General features: G+C 42.9%; 11 protein-coding genes and 1 tRNA gene. 4 read left to right on the top strand and 8 right to left on the bottom strand.

Going from position 1 to position 22,543, the window contains the following annotated elements:
• The first annotated feature begins 129 nt into the window (after positions 1-129).
• Positions 130-663 (top strand): endonuclease SmrB, encoded by a 534-nt coding sequence (gene smrB / locus EAE93_RS19275; protein ID WP_036777702.1) that lies wholly within the window; start codon positions 130-132, stop codon positions 661-663.
• 46 nt (positions 664-709) lie between these two features.
• Here the strand turns inward: smrB and sixA are convergent, their stop codons facing one another.
• The 3 genes from sixA to fadI form a co-directional block, all read right to left on the bottom strand.
• Positions 710-1,192, bottom strand: coding sequence for a phosphohistidine phosphatase SixA (gene sixA, locus EAE93_RS19270; RefSeq protein ID WP_036777700.1), 483 nt, complete (start codon positions 1,190-1,192; stop codon positions 710-712).
• A 272-nt stretch (positions 1,193-1,464) separates the two neighbouring features.
• A complete protein-coding gene (fadJ, locus tag EAE93_RS19265; protein ID WP_214040345.1) occupies positions 1,465-3,648 on the bottom strand; it encodes a fatty acid oxidation complex subunit alpha FadJ in 2,184 nt (727 codons plus the stop codon).
• On the bottom strand, positions 3,648-4,958 hold the full coding sequence (fadI, locus tag EAE93_RS19260; protein WP_046393826.1) for an acetyl-CoA C-acyltransferase FadI: 1,311 nt from the start codon (positions 4,956-4,958) through the stop codon (positions 3,648-3,650). Before fadI ends, fadJ begins: the two co-directional genes overlap by 1 nt.
• Before the next feature lie 583 nt (positions 4,959-5,541).
• Here fadI and fadL point away from each other — a divergent pair.
• The gene (gene fadL, locus EAE93_RS19255; protein ID WP_110086625.1) at positions 5,542-6,867 is read left to right on the top strand and encodes a long-chain fatty acid transporter FadL; all 1,326 of its coding nucleotides are present in this window, start codon (positions 5,542-5,544) and stop codon (positions 6,865-6,867) included.
• A gap of 78 nt (positions 6,868-6,945) precedes the next feature.
• Here the strand turns inward: fadL and mlaA are convergent, their stop codons facing one another.
• On the bottom strand, positions 6,946-7,701 hold the full coding sequence (mlaA, locus tag EAE93_RS19250) for a phospholipid-binding lipoprotein MlaA (RefSeq protein WP_036812382.1): 756 nt from the start codon (positions 7,699-7,701) through the stop codon (positions 6,946-6,948).
• 189 nt (positions 7,702-7,890) lie between these two features.
• Between mlaA and EAE93_RS19245 the strand changes: the two genes are divergently transcribed.
• Positions 7,891-7,965: transfer RNA gene (locus EAE93_RS19245), tRNA-Arg, on the top strand.
• 243 nt (positions 7,966-8,208) lie between these two features.
• Here the strand turns inward: EAE93_RS19245 and EAE93_RS19240 are convergent.
• From EAE93_RS19240 to EAE93_RS19230, 3 genes are all read right to left on the bottom strand, one after another.
• Entirely contained in the window at positions 8,209-8,643 is a 435-nt protein-coding gene (locus EAE93_RS19240) for a PIN domain-containing protein (protein WP_040149198.1), read from the bottom strand.
• On the bottom strand, positions 8,643-8,861 hold the full coding sequence (locus EAE93_RS19235; RefSeq protein WP_040149197.1) for a hypothetical protein: 219 nt from the start codon (positions 8,859-8,861) through the stop codon (positions 8,643-8,645). The genes EAE93_RS19240 and EAE93_RS19235 overlap by 1 nt, the downstream gene beginning before the upstream one ends.
• A 386-nt stretch (positions 8,862-9,247) precedes the next feature.
• Positions 9,248-10,501: a dicarboxylate/amino acid:cation symporter gene (locus EAE93_RS19230; protein ID WP_036812384.1), complete on the bottom strand. Its 1,254-nt coding sequence runs from the start codon at positions 10,499-10,501 to the stop codon at positions 9,248-9,250.
• A 492-nt stretch (positions 10,502-10,993) separates the two neighbouring features.
• On the opposite strand from EAE93_RS19230, the gene ybfF reads away from it, so the two are divergent.
• Positions 10,994-11,755 (top strand): esterase, encoded by a 762-nt coding sequence (gene ybfF, locus EAE93_RS19225; RefSeq protein ID WP_415186301.1) that lies wholly within the window; start codon positions 10,994-10,996, stop codon positions 11,753-11,755.
• A gap of 66 nt (positions 11,756-11,821) precedes the next feature.
• Here ybfF and rtxA read toward each other — a convergent pair whose 3' ends face one another.
• Positions 11,822-21,964, bottom strand: coding sequence for an MARTX multifunctional-autoprocessing repeats-in-toxin holotoxin RtxA (gene rtxA, locus EAE93_RS19220; RefSeq protein ID WP_214040343.1), 10,143 nt, complete (start codon positions 21,962-21,964; stop codon positions 11,822-11,824).
• Positions 21,965-22,543 lie beyond the last annotated feature (579 nt).

The following is a 22,543-nucleotide window of genomic DNA, read 5'->3' as shown; positions in this document are numbered from 1 at the left end:
ATATGCCTTCTTATCAGCATTTTTAAACCACAAACTCGGTAAAATCAGGTTTTATTAAGCATAATTAGGTTTAATAGTTAAAAAGATGCAGTACACTTGTCACAAAATGGTTTAATTAACTGAGCAATGATGAAAAATAAATACTCCCTGAATGAGGAAGAAATTCACTTATTTCAACAATCGGTAGCAGGCACCAAACGCATTAACCAAGATACCGTCTTACATTCTCCCAGAAGAAAAAAAATCAGCTATATTGCCCCTGAACGAGTCCAGCAAGAACAAATTGATGCCAGCTACTATTTTTCTGATGAATTTCAGCCTAACCTTGATACCGAGGGTCCTACCCGTTATGTAAGGGGAGATACAAACCATTACGAATTGAAGAAATTACGTCGAGGTGACTATTCGCCAGAGCTGTTTCTTGATTTACACGGACTAACTCAAATTCAGGCCAAACAGGAAATTGGGGCATTGATCGCTGCTTGCCGTCGTGAACATGTCTATTGTGCCTGCATCATGCACGGTCACGGAAAACACATTCTCAAACAGCAAACACCTCTGTGGTTAGCTCAACACCCAGATATCATAGCCTTCCATCAAGCGCCAAAGGAATGGGGCGGCAACGCCGCACTATTAATGCTTATCGAACTTGATGAGCCTTGAGCCTATACCCGTTATCTTTCCATAGGGTATATACATTGCTGGATTATTAGGCTTTTTCTGCTAATTGTGACGGACTGACCTGCCAGACAAGAGTCCCTTTGCCAGTCTGGCTGTTTAAATCTACACATATCATTGCAGAAGTTGCAAACATCGGTGGTGTTTCTGCCGGACATAGCTCAGCAACTAAGTAGCTGACTAATGGTAAATGAGAGACAACTAAAACAGCGTTATGACCTTGCTCAGCAAGAAACTGGAGATAACTACTCGCTGTAGCAGCATCACCTGATGGCGTTAACCCCAGCAATACTTCTTCACTGTCTGGTAAAGATAAAGATTTACGAACAATCTGTAACGTCTGTTCAGCGCGAATATAAGGACTCACCAATACAAGATCAATTTGATGCTTTTGCTGTGCTAACCAACAAGCCATTTTTTGCGATTCATCACAACCGCGAGGAGTCAGTTGCCGGGCGGCATCGCTCATTGCATCTAAAGCCGCGTCACCATGACGCATAATAAAAATTTGCATAGTCCACCGTATGAATGAGTAAGTGCAGTTATTCTACCGCTAACAAATATCAGCAATCCCGACCTGAGTTATACAATAAAAATTGTTACTACAAAAACATTTCAAAGATAGTGAACAAGCATTCTACTCAAAATAAATAAAATGGTTGAACGACAACTCAATGGATGTTGCTTAAATCTATAAAGAGATCTTTTTCATTCAAAAATACTCAATACAATTCCGGTGCCTCAACGGCACCGGAAATCATTTTTTCATCAATGCAGCACAGGCCACTATGGATAAAAACTTTTATTCTGTTCAGCCATTTTCACTAAACATTCACAAGGTACAAATCTGTCTCCATACTGGCTTTCCAGCCTACGCAGAATCTCCACCACTCTGGCACAACCAAGGCTATCAATATAACGGAATGGACCACCAAAGAATGGCGGAAAACCTATGCCAAATACCGCCCCAATATCACCATCACGCGGACTTCTGATAATGCCTTCATCTAAACAACGAACAGCTTCATTAAGCATTAGCATCACACAACGCTGAGCGATTTCTGACGAGAGCATATGCGACTCAGGTGTTATATTCAGCAAGGTATAAATCGAGCTATCAACTTTTTTGCCTTTCTTACCAAACTGCCGGAATTTTCTGGCCTCTGATGCATACAAATAGAAACCACGGCCATTTTTCCTACCCTTGCGACCATCTTGCAGTACAGCATCGAGAGATTCAGGCGCAGCAAAACGCGGACCTAGTTGCTCTACCAGAATCGGCATGATTTTGGTGCCAACATCAATACCTACTTCATCCAATAAATTAATCGGCCCTACCGGAAAACCAAAATTAACCAGTGCTCCATCGATATGGTCAATAGGTTCTCCTGCTACTAGACAATGAGCGGCTTCACTAATATAAGGGACAAGAATCCGGTTTACATAAAACCCGGCTTTATCACCCACCACAATAGCGGTTTTACCCTGTTTCTTCGCCAAAGCAACGGCTGTAGCAATCGTTTTCTCACTAGTCCCTTGATGTGGAATAACTTCCACCAGCGGCATCTTATCTACTGGACTAAAATAATGCAGACCAATAACCTGTTCTGGTCGTTGGGCTTTTTCAGCAATCTGATGGATAGGTAGTGAAGATGTATTAGATGCAAATATGGTCTCTGGTTTAGCATTCGTTTCAATTTCTGCCACCATTTGTTGCTTTAGTGACAAATCCTCAAACACTGCTTCAACAACAATATCGGTTTGTGCGAAACCACGATAATCCGTCGCTCCTGAAATCAGCATCATTTGCTGAGCACGCTCTGCCGGGCGTAGTCGTTTTTGCTTCACCCGCTTGGACAACAAATCCCAAGTATATTTCAATACCTGACTAATGCCCTTTTCATTAATATCTTTAATCCGCACCGGCAACTTGCCACGAGTGACTGTTACATTCGCAACGCCTCCGCCCATCAAGCCACCACCTAATATACCAACGCGCTTGATTTCCGCCGGTCTCTCTGATGAACCCGTTTCATTCTTCAACGAAGTTGCAGCAAAAAACAGATTACGTAACGCAGCAGATTCCCGTGTCATTGCCAGTTCACCAAATGCTACCGCCTCAGCCCGTAAACCCTGACTCATGCCTTTTTCAAGACCTTCTTTGACAACATCAATAATTCGTTCAGGCGCAGGATAATGCCCACGAGTTTTCGCCAGTGTCTTTTTACGAACGATATTAAACAAAAAGTATCTTCCCAAGGGGCCAACTAATAACCGCTGTTGCCACGGCAAAGGCTTACGCACAGGAATACCCTTTTTGACTTTTTCAATAGCAATGTCCAGCAGAATATCCAACGGCACAGCATCATCCACCAACCCGAGCCGTAATGCCTGTTTCGCCCGTAGCTGTTTACCTGTCAGAATGATATCCAACGCTGAACTGACGCCAATAAGTCTCGGCAACCGCTGAGTACCGCCAGAACCGGGTAATAACCCAAGTTGAACTTCCGGTAATCCAAGACGAGTTTTATCGTCCAGTGAACAGACGCGCCAATGACATGCAAGCGCTAATTCCAAACCGCCGCCCAAACAAGCGCCATGAATTGCTGCTACTACAGGCAAGGGATAATTAGCTATCTGAGAAAATAGTTTCTGACCCTTTTCAGCCAAATCTCGCGCATCTTCTTTAGTCTTACATCCGGCAATCATAGAAATATCGGCACCGGCAATAAACGTATCCGGCTTACCGGAAATTAATATTAATCCTTTAAGACCCGAAGATTGCTGAGCTTGTTTGAAAACATTCAGAAACTGATCAACAAATTCTGCTTTCAGCGTATTTACCTTTTCTCCCGGCACATTAATGGTGATAACGCCGATCTTATCTGGCCTGATATCAAAACTGAAAACGGAAGCAGTTTGATTTGTACCCGTAGTGATGGGTGCCGCATCATGCTGAGCCTGAGTCATTATTCCACCTCCAATACCATAGCTGTGCCCAACCCGCCAGCAGCACAAGCGGTTGTCAACCCAAGCCCACCGCCCCGACGGCGCAACTCATTCAATACTTGCGTCACCATACGAGCTCCTGTCGCTGCGAATGGGTGCCCATAAGCGATTGAACCACCTAAAACATTAAATTTGTCCATATCGACTTCACCAATTGCCTGAGCACGCCCTAATTTATTACGAGCAAATTCATTACTGGCAAACATTTTCAAGTTTGCCAGCGTCTGAGCCGCAAAAGCTTCATGCATATCGATTAAAGTCAGATCTTTCAGTGTAATACCTGCCCGATCAAGCGCTATTGGCGTGGCGTATGACGGCCCTAATAACATATCCTGCCAGACATCAATGGCTGAGAATGCATAGCTACGCAGATAACCGAGCGGTTTTGTTCCCAACGCCTTAGCCACTGATTCACGCATCAATATGACTGCCGCCGCCCCATCCGTCAGCGGTGTACTGTTTGCAGCAGTGACCGTGCCGTACTTACGGTCAAATGCTGGACGCAGCTTCGCATAAGAGGTCAGTACAGAATTTTTACGAATATTATTATCTTCAAGCAGTGCTTCACGATACGGTGGGAAGTGAGCTGTCATGACTTCATCAACCAACAATCCCTGTTCCCAAGCTTTCGCCGCCAGAATATGGGAGCGGTGTGCCAGTGCATCCTGATCTTCTCGACTGATACGGTAAGTCTTCGCCATCTGCTCTGCGGTATCTCCCATACGCAGACCTGTCGAATATTCCGCTACCGCCGGAGATACAGGCAATAAATCGCGAAATTTAAGGCGGCTAAGTAACTTAAGGCGTTGCGATAACGTTTTAGCCTTATTCATATCCACCAAAGTACGAGCCAGGGATTTAGTCACACCAATCGGCAATACAGACGAGGAATCTGCTCCTCCGGCAATCCCGATATTCACCGAGCCAGCCATAATGCTTTCAGCCACATTGGCAATCGCCTGGAAACTAGTGGCACACGCACGGGATACACTATAAGCATCAGTACTCACACTTAACCCAGCACCAAGAACGATTTCACGGGCAATATTTGGCGCTTCCGGCATCTGCACTACTTGCCCAAACACCAGTTGGTCAATCTTTTCAGGGAGTAAACCACTCCTAGTCACAAGTTCGCTGACGACTGATTTACCCAAATCCACAGCCGGGATGCCGTGATACGATGTTGCCTGTTTAGCAAATGGAATGCGCAGCCCACTGACAATGGCGATACGATCACCTTGCTGTGTCACTTTTGTTAAAGGACGACTCATAACGGCTCCTGAAAGATTATCGTTAACTGAATCAAATTACTGAAAAAACTTTTCAACCAATCTGGACAGGTCTGACCTGATAGATCATTGTTAGCGTAATGTTTATAAATAGCAAACCTGAATAAATCAAAAATGAGAGGAAGCGCAACTTTAATTTTTTTAATGGCTAAATGGTTTCAATACTTATTCGAACATGTTCGCAAGCTTTTATGCGAAATTAGCCTATTACACCAGTCACAATTTCATTACTAAAATATTCATAATGAATTTTAATATTTTATCTCTCTTAAACTACCGGGAAACTCGCCCTACCCCCTAAAGAATATTTATCTGCCGAAATTTGATCTTAAAAAATCATTTTTAAACGTTTTTATTAATATCAAAAATCATTTTTTTGTTAACTGAGTCGCGTTTTTGATATCAACTTGGTAATATTTTGAAAACATTCTTGCAACACCAACTGTTATCAGACCTATACTTCACGACTGGTCTGATTTGTCAGCGAGGCAAACCGACCCTACAATCCTGCGCTCCTTGCTAAGATAAGTGGCATAGTTAAATAATAAACAAGAGGGTTTTGGTTATGAACCAGAAAAACCTGTTCACCCGTTCAGCATTAGCGGTTGCAGTGGCAATAATTTCATCGAATGCTGGCGCTGCTGGTTTCCAGTTAAATGAATTTTCTACTTCGGCTTTGGGCCGCGCTTTTTCCGGGGAAGGCGTTGTCGCTGATAACGCAACGGTAGGAAGCCGTAACCCAGCAGCAATGACACTGTTTGATCGCCCATCATTTTCTATTGGCGCTATCTATATCAACCCTGATGTTGATATTACCGGTAAATCCCCAATAACGGGCAAAAGCACTAACGCTAAAAATATTGCGCCTACCGCTTGGATACCTAACATACATTTCATTATGCCAATCGATGATCAATGGTTTGTTGGTACTTCGGTCACTACCAACTTCGGCCTGGCAACCGATTTTAGCAATAACTATGAAGCAGGCCCTATCGGCGGTAAAACTGACCTGACAACATTAAACTTCAACTTAAGCGGTGCTTATAAGCTGAATGATCACTTTAGCTTTGGTTTAGGGCTGAACGCTGTTTATGCGGATGCAGAAATCGTCCGTCATGCGGGCGCTCTGTCGTATCACCCTAAATTGCCAAAAGGTCTCATAAAACCAACAGATGAAGTTGCTAATCTGTCAGGTAAAGATTGGGGCTATGGCTGGAACGCAGGTATCATGTATGAAGTGGATGAAAATAACCGCTACAGCTTGACTTATCGTTCTAAAGTTAAAATTAAGTTTAAAGACGGTGACTATAAAAACGACATACCTGTTAAACTAGGTCAAATGGCGCAAAAAATGGGAATAAATTTACCGGGTACTGGAGGCCAAACCATTGGCGGTAGATTGGATCTCAATTTGCCTGATATCTGGGAAGTTTCTGGTTATAACCGTGTAGCACCTAAATGGGCTATCCACTATAGCCTGGCATACACAGGCTGGAGTGAGTTTAATGAACTGAAAGGGACCAGAAATAAAGATGGCTCTGTCCTGTTTAGTAAACATGAAGGCTTTAAAGATGCCTACCGTATTGCTTTAGGTACAACGTATTATCACGATGACAACTGGACATTCCGTACAGGTATCGCCTTTGACGACAGCCCGATTCCTGCTGAAAACCGTTCTATCTCCATTCCGGATCAAGATCGTTTCTGGCTGAGTGCAGGCGCAACCTACGCATTTAACAAAGATGCTTCTGTTGATGTAGGTATTTCATATATGCATGGTCAGAAAGTCACTGTTAAAGAGAAATTGTCCGAAGCGTTGCCTAACGCATATGAATTCGACGCTAAAGGCACTGCTTGGCTATATGGTGTGAACTTCAACTACGCATTCTAATAATATGCCACTCTCAAAAAGGATAGCGACATTGCTATCCTTTTTTATCTACGCGGTTAAAAACCAAATAAGGAGTTATCAATCATCAATACTATCTAAATCATCCTGTATTGCTTCAGCATTTGGATTTTTCGTGGCTTCCAGTTTACCGCCGCTTGCCATAAAATCATGGCTCTGGAAATAAGCTTCACGCATCATCAAATAAGGATCTGACGAGTTCTTCAACAAGCCATCAGAATCCAGTAAACGAGCACGGTTTTCAATCCCTTCAAATGCCCACTTGCCGGCTGACATCCAAATAGTCAGATAACTCAGCATTGGATAAGTCATATCCGCCCAGTTTCCCCCTTCATCACGTAGGGTGAAATTGCCATAGCCCGGTAATACAACATAAGGGCCATACCCCACCTTATGATAGCCCAGAGTACTCCCAAAGCGTTTTGGCTCTTCTTTTGCCAATTTGGGGTTTGCCATCGTTGCAACATCAATCAGCCCCCCCATACCCAAAATGGTGTTCAGGAAAAAACGATTAAAATGTTTCATTCCCTGATATGGATTACCACGCAAGAAACTGTTTACCATACTAGCCGGCTCTTCGAGATTACTCAGAAAATTACCCAAACCATTTCGAGCAGGCATCGGCACATAATCACGCCACGCTACCGCGACTGGACGTAAAACATAAGGGTCAAGAACATCATAATTAAAGTTGAACATTGTACGGTTAAAACCTTCCAATGGGTCTGAACGCCCTTGTTCAACAGTATCAGATGAATTAGCGCATCCCACTAATAATGCGGCGGTAAGAGCGATTCCGCCCAAACGATACTTCATACATCTCTCCAAGTAATAACCTTCTAGATCCGGCAAATTAGTTTGTTGCACGACTCGCCGATGATCATCAATAATGTCAATATTACTGACAATCTAACTTGAATGGTACTCAATTCAAGCGATCACTAAATAGGCAAACAGTTTATAACGCCTTATATTATGAATGAAAAGCCGTTATAATAAAGCTATGTCCCCTTAGTTAAATGGATATAACAAGCCCCTCCTAAGGGCTAATTGCTGGTTCGATTCCAGCAGGGGACGCCACTCTAATGCTAATAAACATAACCTTTCGCTAACGGAATTTCTTTAAAACAGCTCTTCCCCACCTTTGTCGTAGAAGATGTTTGTATGTTTGTCGAGTCACATTAAGCATAAAAAACCCCACCAGATAGTTGATGAGGCTTATTTTTATATCTCTGGAGCTGTCAATCGATTATTTAGATGAACCTGTAGACGACGGTTTCAAGATGATTTAAAGATCGTAACTCCACCATAACTCTATTTCTTCTAAGGCTCTTCTGTACCGTCAATCTCCAATGCAGCTTTATCAAATGTATAAAGCGGTGAAACCGACTCTTTGTTTTTTATTCCATACCGTTGAGACTTATTCACTATCAATGCGTCCGCAAAGTCGGCCTGCTTAGTCTTGCCGCCGCATTTAATCGGTTTTGCATTGATATAGTCATCCAATGCACACCAGAGCGCATGACCATCTTCGAAGACAACATTAGGCTCTTCAATGAGCCTATGCAACACTTTTACCAGCGACTCTTTAGGCAGCAAGTAACGCTTGCCTCTCAATGTCCAAATTGTCTCAACTAAGACTACATCTGTGATCAAGATTTTTTGATTACCTTCAAAGAGTGCATTGGCCTTTTGAGATTGGTTCGCATCATCTTGCAGCAGATACCTAAGTAAGACGTTTGTGTCTACCGCAATCATCAGTGCATGCCACTCTCAAGTGATTCTTCTTCACTCACCTGGTGATCGGCCAAGATACCCTTCAATATCCCCTTCGCGGCACCTTTGCGCTTTGTGACAATTGAAATGACCCCTTTTCGGCTGACGAAACTCTCATACTCATCACCTGGCTGAATGCCTGCTATCAAACATTGCTCAAGCGGTAACGTCACCTGCCTTTTTTGGCTAACTATTGGCATACAAACACCTCTTTACTAAATGTAAAAAGTAAAGATATGCGCATCTTTGCATGTTGTCAACAGTATATACTGCATTTATCTTGGCATAATTACCAATAAACAAGTAATTCTCTATTTCTTAAAAATGTCAAATAATAAAAGTAAAACATTATCCTGAAATAACTCGATATGTTTCATCATGAATAATATGAAATAATTTATATAGAATATTTTTTTGAATTACATTGCAACTCACTATTATCAATCAATTGAAAGTAAGTTACATATTCATTTTAGCAGGAGAATAATATTAATTGCTGACTGGCCTTCATTAATTGAAAATAATGCCGGTTAAAAGCCGGCATTATTTTATTAATCATCGAATAGATAAAAATCCAAAGATTTGCTTATTTAGCATTTAACACTTCGTTTAATTTGCCTTCATCAAGCTGACGACAACGTTTCGCTACCACAATCGTTGCAACACCATTGCCAATCAGATTCGTTAAAGCTCTTGCTTCTGACATGAAACGATCTATTCCCAATATTAATGCCAGCCCCGCTAATGGTAAATGCCCAACAGCGGAAATTGTCGCAGCTAATACAATAAATCCACTACCTGTTACACCAGCAGCACCTTTAGAGGATAAAAGCAATACAACTAATAACGTTATTTGATGCACAATATCCATATGAGTATTCGTTGCCTGAGCAATAAATACCGCAGCCATTGTCAGGTAAATAGAGGTCCCATCCAGATTAAATGAATATCCCGTCGGTATCACCAAACCAACAACAGATTTCTGGCATCCCACTTTCTCCATTTTATCTAACATACGCGGCAATGCAGATTCAGAAGACGATGTTCCCAATACGATTAATAGTTCTTCTTTAATGTAATTAATGAATCGGAATATGCTAAACCCTGTGGCTTTAGCAATTGTTCCTAAAACAAATACCACAAAAAGAATACAGGTGATATAAAAGCAAACTATTAATTGCCCTAATTGTACCAATGTACCAATACCATATTTCCCGATGGTAAATGCCATTGCACCAAAAGCCCCCAAAGGAGCTAATCGCATTATCATATTGATAATGCCGAAAATAACATGAGAAAAACCATCAATAATATTAAAGATTGGTTTCCCTTTCTCTCCTAAACGATGAAGTGCAAAACCAAATAACACAGCAAATAGTAGGACCTGCAAAATATTGCCACTGGCAAATGCTCCGATGACACTAGCCGGAATAACGTCAAGTAAAAATGCGATTATCCCTTGTTCAGCCGCCTTTTCCGCATATAAGGATACCGCTTTAACATCTAATGTAGAGGGATCAATATTCATCCCCGCACCAGGCTGTACAACATTGACAACAATTAGCCCAATAATCAAAGCGATTGTGCTAACTATTTCAAAATATACCAATGCAATAGCGCCTGTTTTACCAACAGCTTTCATACTTTCCATACCTGCGATACCGGTCACAACGGTACAGAAAATAACAGGAGCAATAACCATTTTGATTAATTTGACAAATCCATCACCTAATGGCTTCATTTCTGCCCCAAGCTGTGGGTAGAAATGCCCCAAAAGTATGCCGATAGTTATTGCAACCAAAACTTGAAAATAAAGGCTTTTTAGTAAATTTTTCTTCACTTCTTAATTCCCTAATCCATAGTGTAAAATCAGATTCTATTTATTCTTATTAGAACGGTGTAGTTATTGTTAAATGTACCTTATGTCTTCACTCATATAACACATAAAGTAAATTTTCATCATTTTTTCACAAAAAATTAAAATTAACACACAATTTTTCAAGATATAGATCACATAAACACACAATCAATAACCTCACTAAGATGATTGAACCGATAATCATCTCATAAGTTATTTAAAACTTTCCATTTAATAATATTATTTACTTGAAGAACATTTATTTTTCAATCCATTAAGTATTACATTGAAAAAATTAACAAGTTTTTGATACATGAGCGTTTTGAGAACAACTTAATCATAAGATATTATTAACTATAATTGTATAACCTGGTTGCTTTTTTATAATTTAAGCAACAATATACACGGTATGATATCAATACTTGAAAGAAAACAATTCTCATCATGAAATTAGACAACCTGTTAAATTACCATATGCAGGTACCGGAAAATCCGCTCTCTTCCACCCCTGTGGTATTCATCCACGGGTTATTCGGCGATCTCAATAATCTTGGGGTTTTGGCCCGTGACTTGCAGCAATACTACCCCGTCATTCAAGTCGACGTGCGCAATCACGGTTTATCCCCACGGGCAAATAATATGGATTACCACGATATGGCACAAGATGTTATTTCCCTGCTGGATCATCTGCAAATTGAGTCTGCCATTATTATCGGTCATTCAATGGGCGGTAAGATCGCTATGGCAATAACGGCACTAGCACCAGAACGAATAGAAAAAATTGTCCTTATTGATATAGCACCCATTGCCTATCAAGTTCGCCGTCATGACCAAATTTTTACCGCACTGAATAAAGTGACAGAAGCCGGAGTTAAAACCCGTCAAGACGCCGCTAAAATTATGCGAAAAAATATTCAGGAAGAAGGTGTCATTCAGTTTTTACTGAAATCATTCCATCAGGGGGAATGGAAATTCAATTTACCGATATTAATTGATCAGTATGAAAAGATCAGTGGCTGGCAAGAGATCCCTACATGGCCTCGTCCAGCCCTGTTTATTCGTGGCGGCCTCTCCCCTTATATTCAGGAAGAATATCGGAACGATATCGCCAGACAATTTCCACAGGCTAAAGCTTGGGTAGTCGCCGGTTGCGGCCACTGGGTTCATGCAGAAAAACCAGACGCGGTTTTAAAGGCAATTCATCGTTTTCTTAATGCCAATACGGAATTAATGTAGGAAACCGGTTGATTAGCAATAAAAGTGGCTCATTTATCTTGAGCCACTTGATTATCAGGAACTTAATTAGGCAAATGTCCCCTTGCCAATCGTGACATCTGCCCACGCTGTTGCGATAGCCACTTTCGCTTGACTCTCCAGCCCCTCAATAAAACCATTATCACCGACTGTCGGCGCAAAACCACTCATTGCCTGGATCAAAGAATCCACCACATTATCTGACAGTGCGGTAAATTCACGCTCCCCTAATGAGTTCTTATCACCTATCCGAGTCACCAATTTGGCGCGATTGCCATTAAAGTAATTATCAAATGTCACCGAACCTACTGATTCAAATAACCCCTGCGCACTGTTGTCCCGAGTTTGGCGCTTCACTGACAGCACCAGATCATACCCACTACGCTGCAACCACAGGTTTCTCCAGTCAACACCATTAAGCAATATCATGTCTTCTGCGCTGATATCATTGACTGATGTATCAATCACCTCTCCGCTAACCACAAAACTGTCCGCCCCCAAACCACCCCGGAAGCGGTTCTGGTACCCACCAAGCACCAACAAATCCTGACCTTCACCGCCATCAAACTCACTGAACTTCGAAATCGCCGTGGCTATTAAGTGATCATCACCTTCCCCACCGTTGATTACCGCATGGTAGCCCATCAGTTTTATCGCATCGTTGCCGGAATAGCCGTCGATCCGGTTGTCATTGCCAAATACTCGGGCAAAATCATTGCCTTCACCCAATTCAACCTGGTTATTATTGCCGATGGCGACAACGTAATCCTGACCTTCTCCGCTATCTACCCGGTTATAGTTGCCGGAGATGGTGACGTAATCCTGTCCGTTACCAGCATCAATAAAACCGCCTTCACCAAAGACAAACACCTGGTCATTGCCTTCACCCATAAACACATGGTTAATGCGCCCGGCCACCACCGCGATATCATCGCCATTACCGCCAAACATCCAGTTTTCACGTCCCATCAGGACGCCCAGATCATCTCCTTCACCGCCGGTAAAGATGTTGGAAGTACCAATTGAATAATAAACATCATCACCGCGACCACCCCAAAAGTTGTTGTTATCTCCCAGATAAGCGCCGAGATCTTTACCGTCGCCACCCCAATTGAAGTTATAGTTTCCCAACGATATATGGATATCGCCATCGTCATGCAAATGACCGCTGTTACGCAGGAAATCAAACGTTTTTTCCTCCATATTAAGCAAATCAGCCGTCAGGTTTTCTTTCAAATGCGTGGCTAAGGACTTCATTTCTGCTTGCTTATCTTTACTGAACATCGTCGCAAACAGATTAGGCAGATTCAATGAATTAAAGCCAAATGCAGATTTAGATTTCTCATCATCGGTCTGAGCACGCTTTCCATCAACGCTCACTGGAGATTCCGGTTTACGGTTTTCGTCAGGAACTTTCTCTTGCAAGCCATGATTTTCCGCAAACGATCTAATGCCATCCTCGCCCATATCAATGCCCGCTTTCAAACCATCAAGCAACTTCTCTAGATTTGTAAAAGCTTTCAGTTGATCCCCGCTAAATTCTCCAATCACTGCCAGCATCTCTTGCAGAATCGCTTCGCTATCAACCGGTTCTCCTGTACGGGAAACAATTTGCCCCTCTGCGGTGTAATTCACGCCAAAAATGTCCGCCAGGGTAGTCTCTGCATTTACACTTGCTAATCGGCCAAGCAGCTTATTCTTAAGCTGACGCGGCAAGTCTTGCGGATGATAGGTAAAAGTGGTCTTCGCCATACCCGTTGTCGAATATTGCTGAGTCATCAGACCAAACAACGAACCCAGGTTGGTATCCATAATCGACTGGATATGATCACCAAACATAAAATTCCAGTTACCGGCTGTTACCTGGATATCTGCTCCTTGACCACCGACGGCAAAGTTAAAAGCCAGCTTCTCATTAGCCTGACGGAATTGATTTGCTCGGCTCATTGTGCCCATATCTGTAACGTTGCTGGTTAACCATTGGTGATATTTTTTATTCAACGTCGCTTCAATATCTCGATTCAAACCGCGGCTACTGCGTTCATGCTGTGAATCCAACTCAACCAACGTCTTGTAGTTCACACTGCTGGTTTGATCCAAACGGGACATATCTTGCACAAACTTGTTCGCACCGGCGATTGTCCACTGCTGATCTTGCGCGATTAACCAATCCTGTTCTTTGCCAGAGTAAGCAATATCTTGTAGTACGCCGGCAACATGCGCCACACCATCAAACGGGTTAACCAGTGGCGGCGTTGGAATGGATTTATCCATCATCACAATCAAGTCATTACTGCTGCCCTGATTGAAGCTCACGTTACGATTACCGATAAACATCTGCGCCCCTTCAAACGCTTGGTAACCACTGATATCGAAGCTATGTTTGCTGTCTCCATCACCGATATGGACCATCACATTATTGTCACCGAAGGCCAGTGATTTAAAGCCACCGCTACCCACTTTAATACCGACATTTGATGTTCCCCAATTGAGCGCAGTAAACTCCCCTTCACCCACATTAACCTGAATGTTGCCGGAGTAGCTAAACTGATTATTCGATTTATCGTTGGAGTCAATCTGAATAGTATTTTCACGTTTCTTTGGCGTAGTAAAAGGACGACGATAATCTGCAACTGCCCCTCTCGTCACCGCATCATCCCCGGTGTATCCCACCTTGGAAAGGGTGATATCACTTTCAGTAACACCGCGAATAACCCTTTCTGTACTGGTCGTCAATTCACCCTGTTTATTCCATTCGAATACAACTTTGTTATCAGGCAAGTTATTAACCCATTGGTTATTAGCATCACGGGTAAATTTACGGCCTGTTGTATCAATCGCTACTTCGCTACGGCGGGCGGAAACATTACTGCGAATACCTTGTTTATCTAACTCTGTGATAAAGCGATGGGCAAAACCATCCCGCTTGTCATCACTTATCAAAGAACAACCCACGATGCTGATATGGCTAGGTTTACCCGCTGGTTTAAGGTCGTGACTGAACTGCTTTAGTCTCACAACCAGTTGATCGGCAGTGTAACCACTCAGGCGAATGTTATTTTGCTCCGACGTATCACGGCCATGACCGACAATTTGCCAACGTAACTTACCGGATAATCTGGCTGGGTCGCCATAAACGACACGATATTTACCGTCAGCATCCAGTTGCACCACCACACTGGAATCTGGGTGTTTACCGGCCAGATTGGCTGCTGCTTTGGCAACGACCGGATCATCTTCCATTTGAATAATGACCTGATGACTAAAACGAGTCGTAAGCTCATCGGCTTGTGGTATGACAACCACCTGTTCCCAAGTTCCCGCATCTTTGTTTTTGATGATGTCACTTGATGACAATTTTTCCAGTGAAGAGCTCGCCGCATCACTATCAACCGGCACTTTAAGTATCAGCCGATTTGCTGCTGGATAAGAGAGGACTTTATCGATATTCGACTGCACAAAGCTGGCCGCTTGTTTAAAGTTGTTGCTCTCAACGTCAACCAGAACCTTCTTAGTTTGTTTACCTTGCTTAGCTGTCACTTCCAAGGTGATATCACCTTCTCGGTAATCAACTACACGCCCAGTGACGTTTGAACCTAAGTTAAATACCTTGCCTTGCTCTTTCAATGCGCGCAATACGTAGTTTTGTTCACCATCACGTGACGTTTTCCAAACGCCGTCATATTTCGCAATGGTTCCCTCTTCAAACTTATTAAATTGAACATAAAAGCTTTGGTTGGATTCTTTACTTGCCTGAAATTTATAACTCGTTATAAACCCTTTATGAAACGTATCCATAAAACGGCGGAAATCGTTATAGTTAGCAAACGATTTGCCGCCATAGTTAGGATCATAAAATGACCAAACTGTTTGATTGATTTTTTTATGTACCACAACGGACATAGCATGTTCTTCCGACATGAATGTCATATAAGTCGATTTTCTTACATGACGCAGCTTATCCATGACGGATTCATAGCCTTCCGCAGAGTAATTCAGTGCATTATTAATGTTCGGCCCGGCCAATCCATTAGCTTTCAATTTGCCGCCATAAGCAGCATTCGCTTTTTTATAGGCTTCAAGAGTAGAGTCATCCATAAATTGGCTGTACTGCATCGATAATAAATCTTCAATAACCACCCCAATATTTTGACGGCGATATTGAGTCAGCAAAGCGGATTCAATGGCGTTGATATCGGTTTTCTTATTGACTGATTTGTCGTTATAGGCTTTAACAGTGTCCTTCAACCACAACATATAAGCTTTACCACCCCCAGAGCCATGTACTCGCTCTTCCATTAAATAACGGGCAGATAAAGCAAAACACAATCCTTTCATGAGCTTTTTAGACTCAGCGGTATCTCCTTTAGTCAAGAGCACACTGCCAATTTCCGGGATAACTTCACTAAGTTTTTCTAACAAATTGCCATCTTGGCTAAAATGGAATGAATAAGCTTCCAGCTCTTTTCCATGTGCTATAAGGTCAAAAATTTTATTATCAATTTTTTGAAAAACATCCCCTTTTATTGCCCCTCGATGTTGAGAAGATGTTGTTAGCAGATTTTTATCCAACAAGGATGATTGATTATTAACCTGCAATCGATTAATCATGTTTTCTGCATCTTTCAGTACGGCCAGATCTTCTTCCATCAATCCTGCGCTAAATCGCCCATTTGCCTGTTCGGCAAACTCAAAACCAACATGGCTGCTGGTTTCAGGCATAGCCGTGGACTGATAAGCCTCTCCCGGCAAACCACTACCAAGCGCGCCTATTCGCTGTGGCTTAGCATTGTCACTCTGCTTCGCGCTCTTCGCATCGGTTTGTGCCTGAATCACTTTCTCCTCAGCCACAGCAATATCGCGTTTGCCTCGATTTTCTGCCTCTAGATAAGCAATACTGGCATTACTTTTTGCTTTTTCTGCTTGCCGTTGTTGTAACAGGGCCTCTTTTTCTCTCAATTCCACTTTTTTATGAACGTCTATCATATCTTGTTGCACGCCAATACGATGCTGCTCACTTTTCGCTATACCTGCCTCCGATTGTGCAATCGCTTTTTTCACACTCTGTCGGTTATCGCTAATATTTTGCTGTACATTAACCAATGCTCTCTGTGCATTAGTTTTGGTGTTATCCAATTTACTCTGAACATTGTTTAAGAATCCGGCAGCAAATTGATTACGCCATTGATCACCAGATTTACCGTGGTAATTATCAAAGTCATTCAATGCATCCAGACCTTGAGTCATGGAGAACAGCTCATCTGTCACTGCTTGTGATTCTTCTTTTATCGCATCACGCTGCGCTTGCCCATTGGTGTTTAGCACCGCCTGATCCGTTGACTCCAATCGAGATTGTGTTTCTGCAATTGCTGCCAGTTGTTTCTCTTTCTCTTGTTCCAAGACGCGGCGATCTTCTCCAGCCTTATCTTTATCACTTAACGCGTTTTGCGCCGCTTTATCCTGTCTTACCTGTTCGATAACAGCCTTAGCTGGTCGTGAACTTTCAGATTTCGCAACAATATTATCGAGAACATAACCTACGCCATCATTTAAACCTGTACCTTTAAATGCAATTTGGTTACTACCGGTTTTCGCTGTCAACTCCAGCGTTTTGTTTTGCCATCCAGCAACATCTCCAGAAGTTGAGAATACCCGTTCCCCATTCCAGAAAACCTCCATGCCATTGTTGGTAAGATAAGCATTGTGACGATTGGCAAAATCAAAGCTCAATGAAATAACTTCTCCCTCGAACAAGTCTTGTAGATCCTGATAAATCGCGGTGTTTTTATCCGCATCAAGTTCACTAACCCGCTCTCCATGCCCCTCATTATCAAGACCGTAAGCACCGGCTGAGAGATATGCCTCAATACCATTAGTTGCCAGCCAGCCGTAATTACCTTGCTCAAAATTACCATTGATGATCAGATCGGCTTCCTGTTTCCGATCATCGCTTTCATCAATATTCAATGAATGATAGATATTTTCTAGCTCGGGCGTTTCTATCGCTGTTACAGAACTATTCAGACGACTGCTTAAATCTGAATTTACCGGCGCAATTTCATTCATCTTAAAACCATCAATAGCAGAAACTTCGGCTAAATTAATCGCCCCTCTGCCTTTATGTGTTCCTGACGTATTAGCCTCACCGCCCTCAACCAGATAGTTGATCGCCTGACTGCCCCCCACACCTAACGCTGTCTGTTTGATATGTTCAAAGAAGGAAGAGAGTTTGTTGCTTTGCGTATTGCTTTCTGCAACAGAGAAACTATAGAAATCACCGTTACCGATCTTAATCGCCACGTTATTACGTGCATACGAGGCATTCACCCCCAGACCATCGCCAATATGAATATTGGCATTATTTTTACCTTTCATCACCGCAACATTCAGGCCATTTCCAACTTTAGTATTAACATTGAAATTACCCCATGCCACGTTAACGGAAACACCCTCACCCACTTTGGTATTCACATTCAGGTCGCCATGCGTCGCCGTTACATTTAAGCCATTTCCCACGGTGGTGGTGATATTCGCTTTGCCTTTTGCCGCAGTAACTTGCATGCCATCACCCGCTTTGGTGACAATATTCCCTTTACTCCACAAGGCATTAAAACTGTCACCGTTACCCACCTGAGTCACAATGTTAGCCTCACCTTTGGCAAGCACCACATTGCGCCCATCACCGACCTTGGTGATGACGTTGGCTTTACCCCAGGCGCCGGTGTAATCATCACCGTGACCAACATGAGTGATAATATTGACATCACCCTGAACGATCGTCACTTCTTGTCCATCACCCACTTTGGTTATGATGTTCGCTTTACCTTTCGCGAAGTTATAACGATCACCATGCCCCTTTTGCGTCAAGATATTAGCTTCACCCCAAACCGCATTGATACCGGCGCCATTCCCCACTTTGGTAATGATATTGGCTTTACCTTTAGCAAATCCCACTGTTGTGCCATCACCAACATGGGTCATGACATTCCCCACATTCGACACAAGCAAGCCGACAGTCGTTCCCTCTCCCACTTTGGTCAGAATATTACCTTCGCCAAGCAGTACGCCAGCAGTCACCGCGTTGCCTACATGAGTAATAACATTAGCTTTCGCCCCTGCGACAACCCCCATAAAATCATTACCGGTTTTGGTGACAATATTTGCTTCGCCTAACGCCAAAACACCGGTTAAACCATTGCCGACATGGGTCATGATATTGGCCTGACCAAACATTGCCGCCAACGTTGTACCATCACCGATTTTAGTCATCACGTTCAGTTCACCGGCAAACAAGCCAAGACTGGAGCCATTACCCACATGGGAATAGATATTAGCTTTACCTATCATCAAGGCGGTTGTCAGATCATTACCGATCTTAGTCAACACATTGGCGCCACCGATCATGGCAGCAAAGGTATTGCCATCTCCCATATGGGTAAAAATATTGGCGCCGCCAATCATTGCGGCCAACGTCATACCATTACCCACTTTGGTCGCGGCATTACCTTTTGCCAGCATCAGGGCAACACTACTCCCATCACCAATGTGGGTAAATATGTTGCCTGCGGCTATCATCAGCGCCAATGCATCACCATCACCCACTTTAGTAAAGATGTTTACCGCGCCCCCCATCAACGCCCATACATCACCCTTACCGACATGAGTAAAGAGGTTGCCTGCGCCAATCATGGCTGCAATCACAGCGCCATCTCCGACTCGGGTAAAGATATTGCCTGCCGCCCCCATCACCCCCAAAGTCTGACCGCTACCGACATGGGTAAGTACATTACCTATCCCAAACAGAGTGCCGATAGTATCGCCGTCGCCTATTTTTGTCAGGATATTGGCGCCACCGAGCATCACACCTGTCGTATTTCCGTTACCAATGTGAGTCAGAACGTTTGCACCACCGCCCGTCACTGCCAACACATCGCCCTGTCCTTTCTTGGTAAGAACATTAGCGCCACCCAAGGCAATTGCCCTGATATTCGACATTTCAGCATCATCACTGATATGCGTGATAATGTTAGCCCCACCGAGCATACCGGAAACCAAATCACCGGCACCGAGCTTAGTCAGCACATTGGCGCCGCCCACCAATACCGAGGAGACATTGCCATTTCCTTTTTGGGTCATGACATTAAAACCGCCCGCACCTAACCAGCTCGCTCTACCATTGCCTATCTGCGTGTGCGTGTTGTAACCACCTAACATGAAAATCTGGCTGTTGCCATTGCCGTTGTGGATTGAAATATTGCCAACCGCCAGAAGATGTGCCAAATATCGTCCATCTCCGACACGGACGAAAACATTTGCCGCACCACCAGCATGAACATCCATATCTCCACGTTGACTTTGATGAACAACGACATTTGCCAGACCCGCACCTTCAAAATTGACATTGCCATAGGTGACACTGGATGTAATAACATTTCCGCCGCCAGCGCCATTGAATTGAATATCACCGGAACTCTCACCACTGTTAGTAGATGAGTTCACCAGTGCTTGCTGACGGTATTCTTCGGTATGCGCCAACCGATCAGAACCACAGCGCATCGTTGCATTAAGGCTATATTGAAGCTGACTTAACACGCAGCTACCTGCACTCACCGAGTGGTAACCGTTTGTGGATGAAATATCTTCATCAGCCAGATTGCTGGTATGATCACCCGCTCTGCACCACGCATTAACAAGGTATTTGAGTTCCTGCGTGACAGGATCATTTCCCAGTTCAACCACCACCACTCTCGTGTATGATTCTAGATATTTAGCATATACATAAGTATTCGGTTGACGGTTCGATCTCACTGCGGAAACATCAAACTTCTGACAATTAGCAAAGATCGTATCTCCTCCCATCTTCGCATCAGAGAGGGTGATATCTTCCGCTTTAACCGTTGTCCCACTCGCATAAATAATCCACTCGTTTTCAGATAACCCCGCTTCCACGGCATGAATAGTCACCGGCTGATAATGTTCAACCATTAAATTGAAAAGTCGGTAAGCATCATTGATGTTGATATCGACAAATCCATTACCGGAAGAAATCTCCGTTGAAGCTAGACCATTGAGGTGATTACCCTCCTTATACCAAGAGGTGGCGTAATAATTGAGCTTGCCGGTTTCGGGATCATTTTGGAGCTGAATTTTGCTGATTTTCGTATACATTTCGTCAGCAAAGGCAAAGAGATAAGTATCAGGTTCAGTCGTTGATTTAATACCTGTCACTTGCCGGGCTTCTTGAATCCAAGTTCCGCCCATCGTTGCTGTCGTTAATACAATATCTTTAGCCTTAGCATATTCCAGCGCCTCATCACGGAGACTATTATTGACACCTATTCTTGATATTTGGTTGTAGGCTCCGACACCGGAGAAATTAATATTGCCATGCGCAATATTAGAATAAATCTTGTTATAACCACCTGCCCCCTCGAAAGAAATATCACCACGGGTCTGTACGTAAACATCCTCCTTTTGGCGAATACGTTTAATTCGGTTCGATGCCCCAGCACCACTTAAGGTAATATCACCCTCTTTACCTTTACGTACAATATGATTGTCAACCCCGGCACCTTCGAAAACAATATTACCGAGCTCTGTCCGCGAGCTAATACTATTTGCCGCACCTGCGCCATTAAATGTGACATCGCCACGACTTCCGTGGTAATTATCATACCAAGTGCGGTCAATTTTGTTACCCGCTCCAGCGCCATCAAAGAATAAATTGCCCTGATTGGTTCCGTGCCATAATTTATTGTAGCCGCCAGAACCATTGAAGCTCATATCACCCGTTAAACCGTCACGGTTCATTTCGTTATAAATGGCCGCACCGGTAAAGTCCAGATCACCGTGATGACCGGTGTGATCCATAACAACGCCACCCGCAGCGCCGGAAAATGAAACATTACCATCACCATTTTTATCAATATCGGTGTAACCCGCGCCACCTTTTACTGTCAGATTACCGGTGGAATCCTCAATAGATAAATATGCCGCGCCACCGACTACCGTGTCATTACCTGTGCCGGTATAGACTTTGGCAGCAATCGACCCTAACGTAATATGGTCATTTCCTCCGCGAGCATAAATGTAGCCACCAAATCCAATAGCATCAATGTCATTATCATTGTCATCAGCGAAATAATTCCCGGTAAAAAAATATTCCGCACTCCTGCTTGATGATTTCCCCATAAACAATCCCTTAGTTTAATAGAAGTTAAAACCGTACTCGACAGATATAATGGTTAGGTTGAATGTCTCATTTTTTTAACAATACAAATCCTTTAGTCTCTTCATGATAAAAAGAGACCAAATAACATATTGTTAGCAACGTTAAAGCGGTGATCATGGAATATGATCATTTCGAAAAAAACAGATATTCCGGCTCAACGATTAAGCTTTATTTAAAATACTGAGTGCAGGAAAATGCTACTCCATCATTATTTTATTCATCCGGCAATTTTATTCTCAGCACACGGAATATAAGGTAAGCAGCTCTCCTGCTGATATACAGATTAGAGAGAATTTGTACAAATCTTTTAGACATACTTTTACTCAAAAGACAATTTATTCATAAAAAGCGCACCATAAAACTTTAAAATCAAAAAATACCTAAACTGATGTATAGACAGATACTTTCAAATAAAACCAAGATTCAAAAACAATATTTAACCCAGAAAACTTCTTTCTTTCATATAAGATATAACGTTTCGCTAATTATGATCAATTATTTATTTTTTCTTTATTAAAATACCAAAAATATATTTTCAC

It is taken from the genome of Photorhabdus akhurstii (assembly GCF_018448925.1).
Lineage (GTDB): Bacteria > Pseudomonadota > Gammaproteobacteria > Enterobacterales > Enterobacteriaceae > Photorhabdus > Photorhabdus akhurstii.
This window is presented reverse-complemented; position numbering and strand designations above follow the sequence as displayed.

What these genes read in the sequence shown, in the direction of transcription:
- EAE93_RS19240 (WP_040149198.1), bottom strand. Translation starts at nt 8,643, where the DNA reads ATGATTGCGGTAGACACAAACGTCTTACTTAGGTATCTGCTGCAAGAT.
- EAE93_RS19235 (WP_040149197.1), bottom strand. Translation starts at nt 8,861, where the DNA reads ATGCCAATAGTTAGCCAAAAAAGGCAGGTGACGTTACCGCTTGAGCAA.
- ybfF (WP_415186301.1), top strand. Translation starts at nt 10,994, where the DNA reads ATGCAGGTACCGGAAAATCCGCTCTCTTCCACCCCTGTGGTATTCATC.
- sixA (WP_036777700.1), bottom strand. Translation starts at nt 1,192, where the DNA reads ATGCAAATTTTTATTATGCGTCATGGTGACGCGGCTTTAGATGCAATG.
- fadI (WP_046393826.1), bottom strand. Translation starts at nt 4,958, where the DNA reads ATGAGTCGTCCTTTAACAAAAGTGACACAGCAAGGTGATCGTATCGCC.
- rtxA (WP_214040343.1), bottom strand. Translation starts at nt 21,964, where the DNA reads ATGGGGAAATCATCAAGCAGGAGTGCGGAATATTTTTTTACCGGGAAT.
- fadJ (WP_214040345.1), bottom strand. Translation starts at nt 3,648, where the DNA reads ATGACTCAGGCTCAGCATGATGCGGCACCCATCACTACGGGTACAAAT.
- fadL (WP_110086625.1), top strand. Translation starts at nt 5,542, where the DNA reads ATGAACCAGAAAAACCTGTTCACCCGTTCAGCATTAGCGGTTGCAGTG.
- smrB (WP_036777702.1), top strand. Translation starts at nt 130, where the DNA reads ATGAAAAATAAATACTCCCTGAATGAGGAAGAAATTCACTTATTTCAA.
- mlaA (WP_036812382.1), bottom strand. Translation starts at nt 7,701, where the DNA reads ATGAAGTATCGTTTGGGCGGAATCGCTCTTACCGCCGCATTATTAGTG.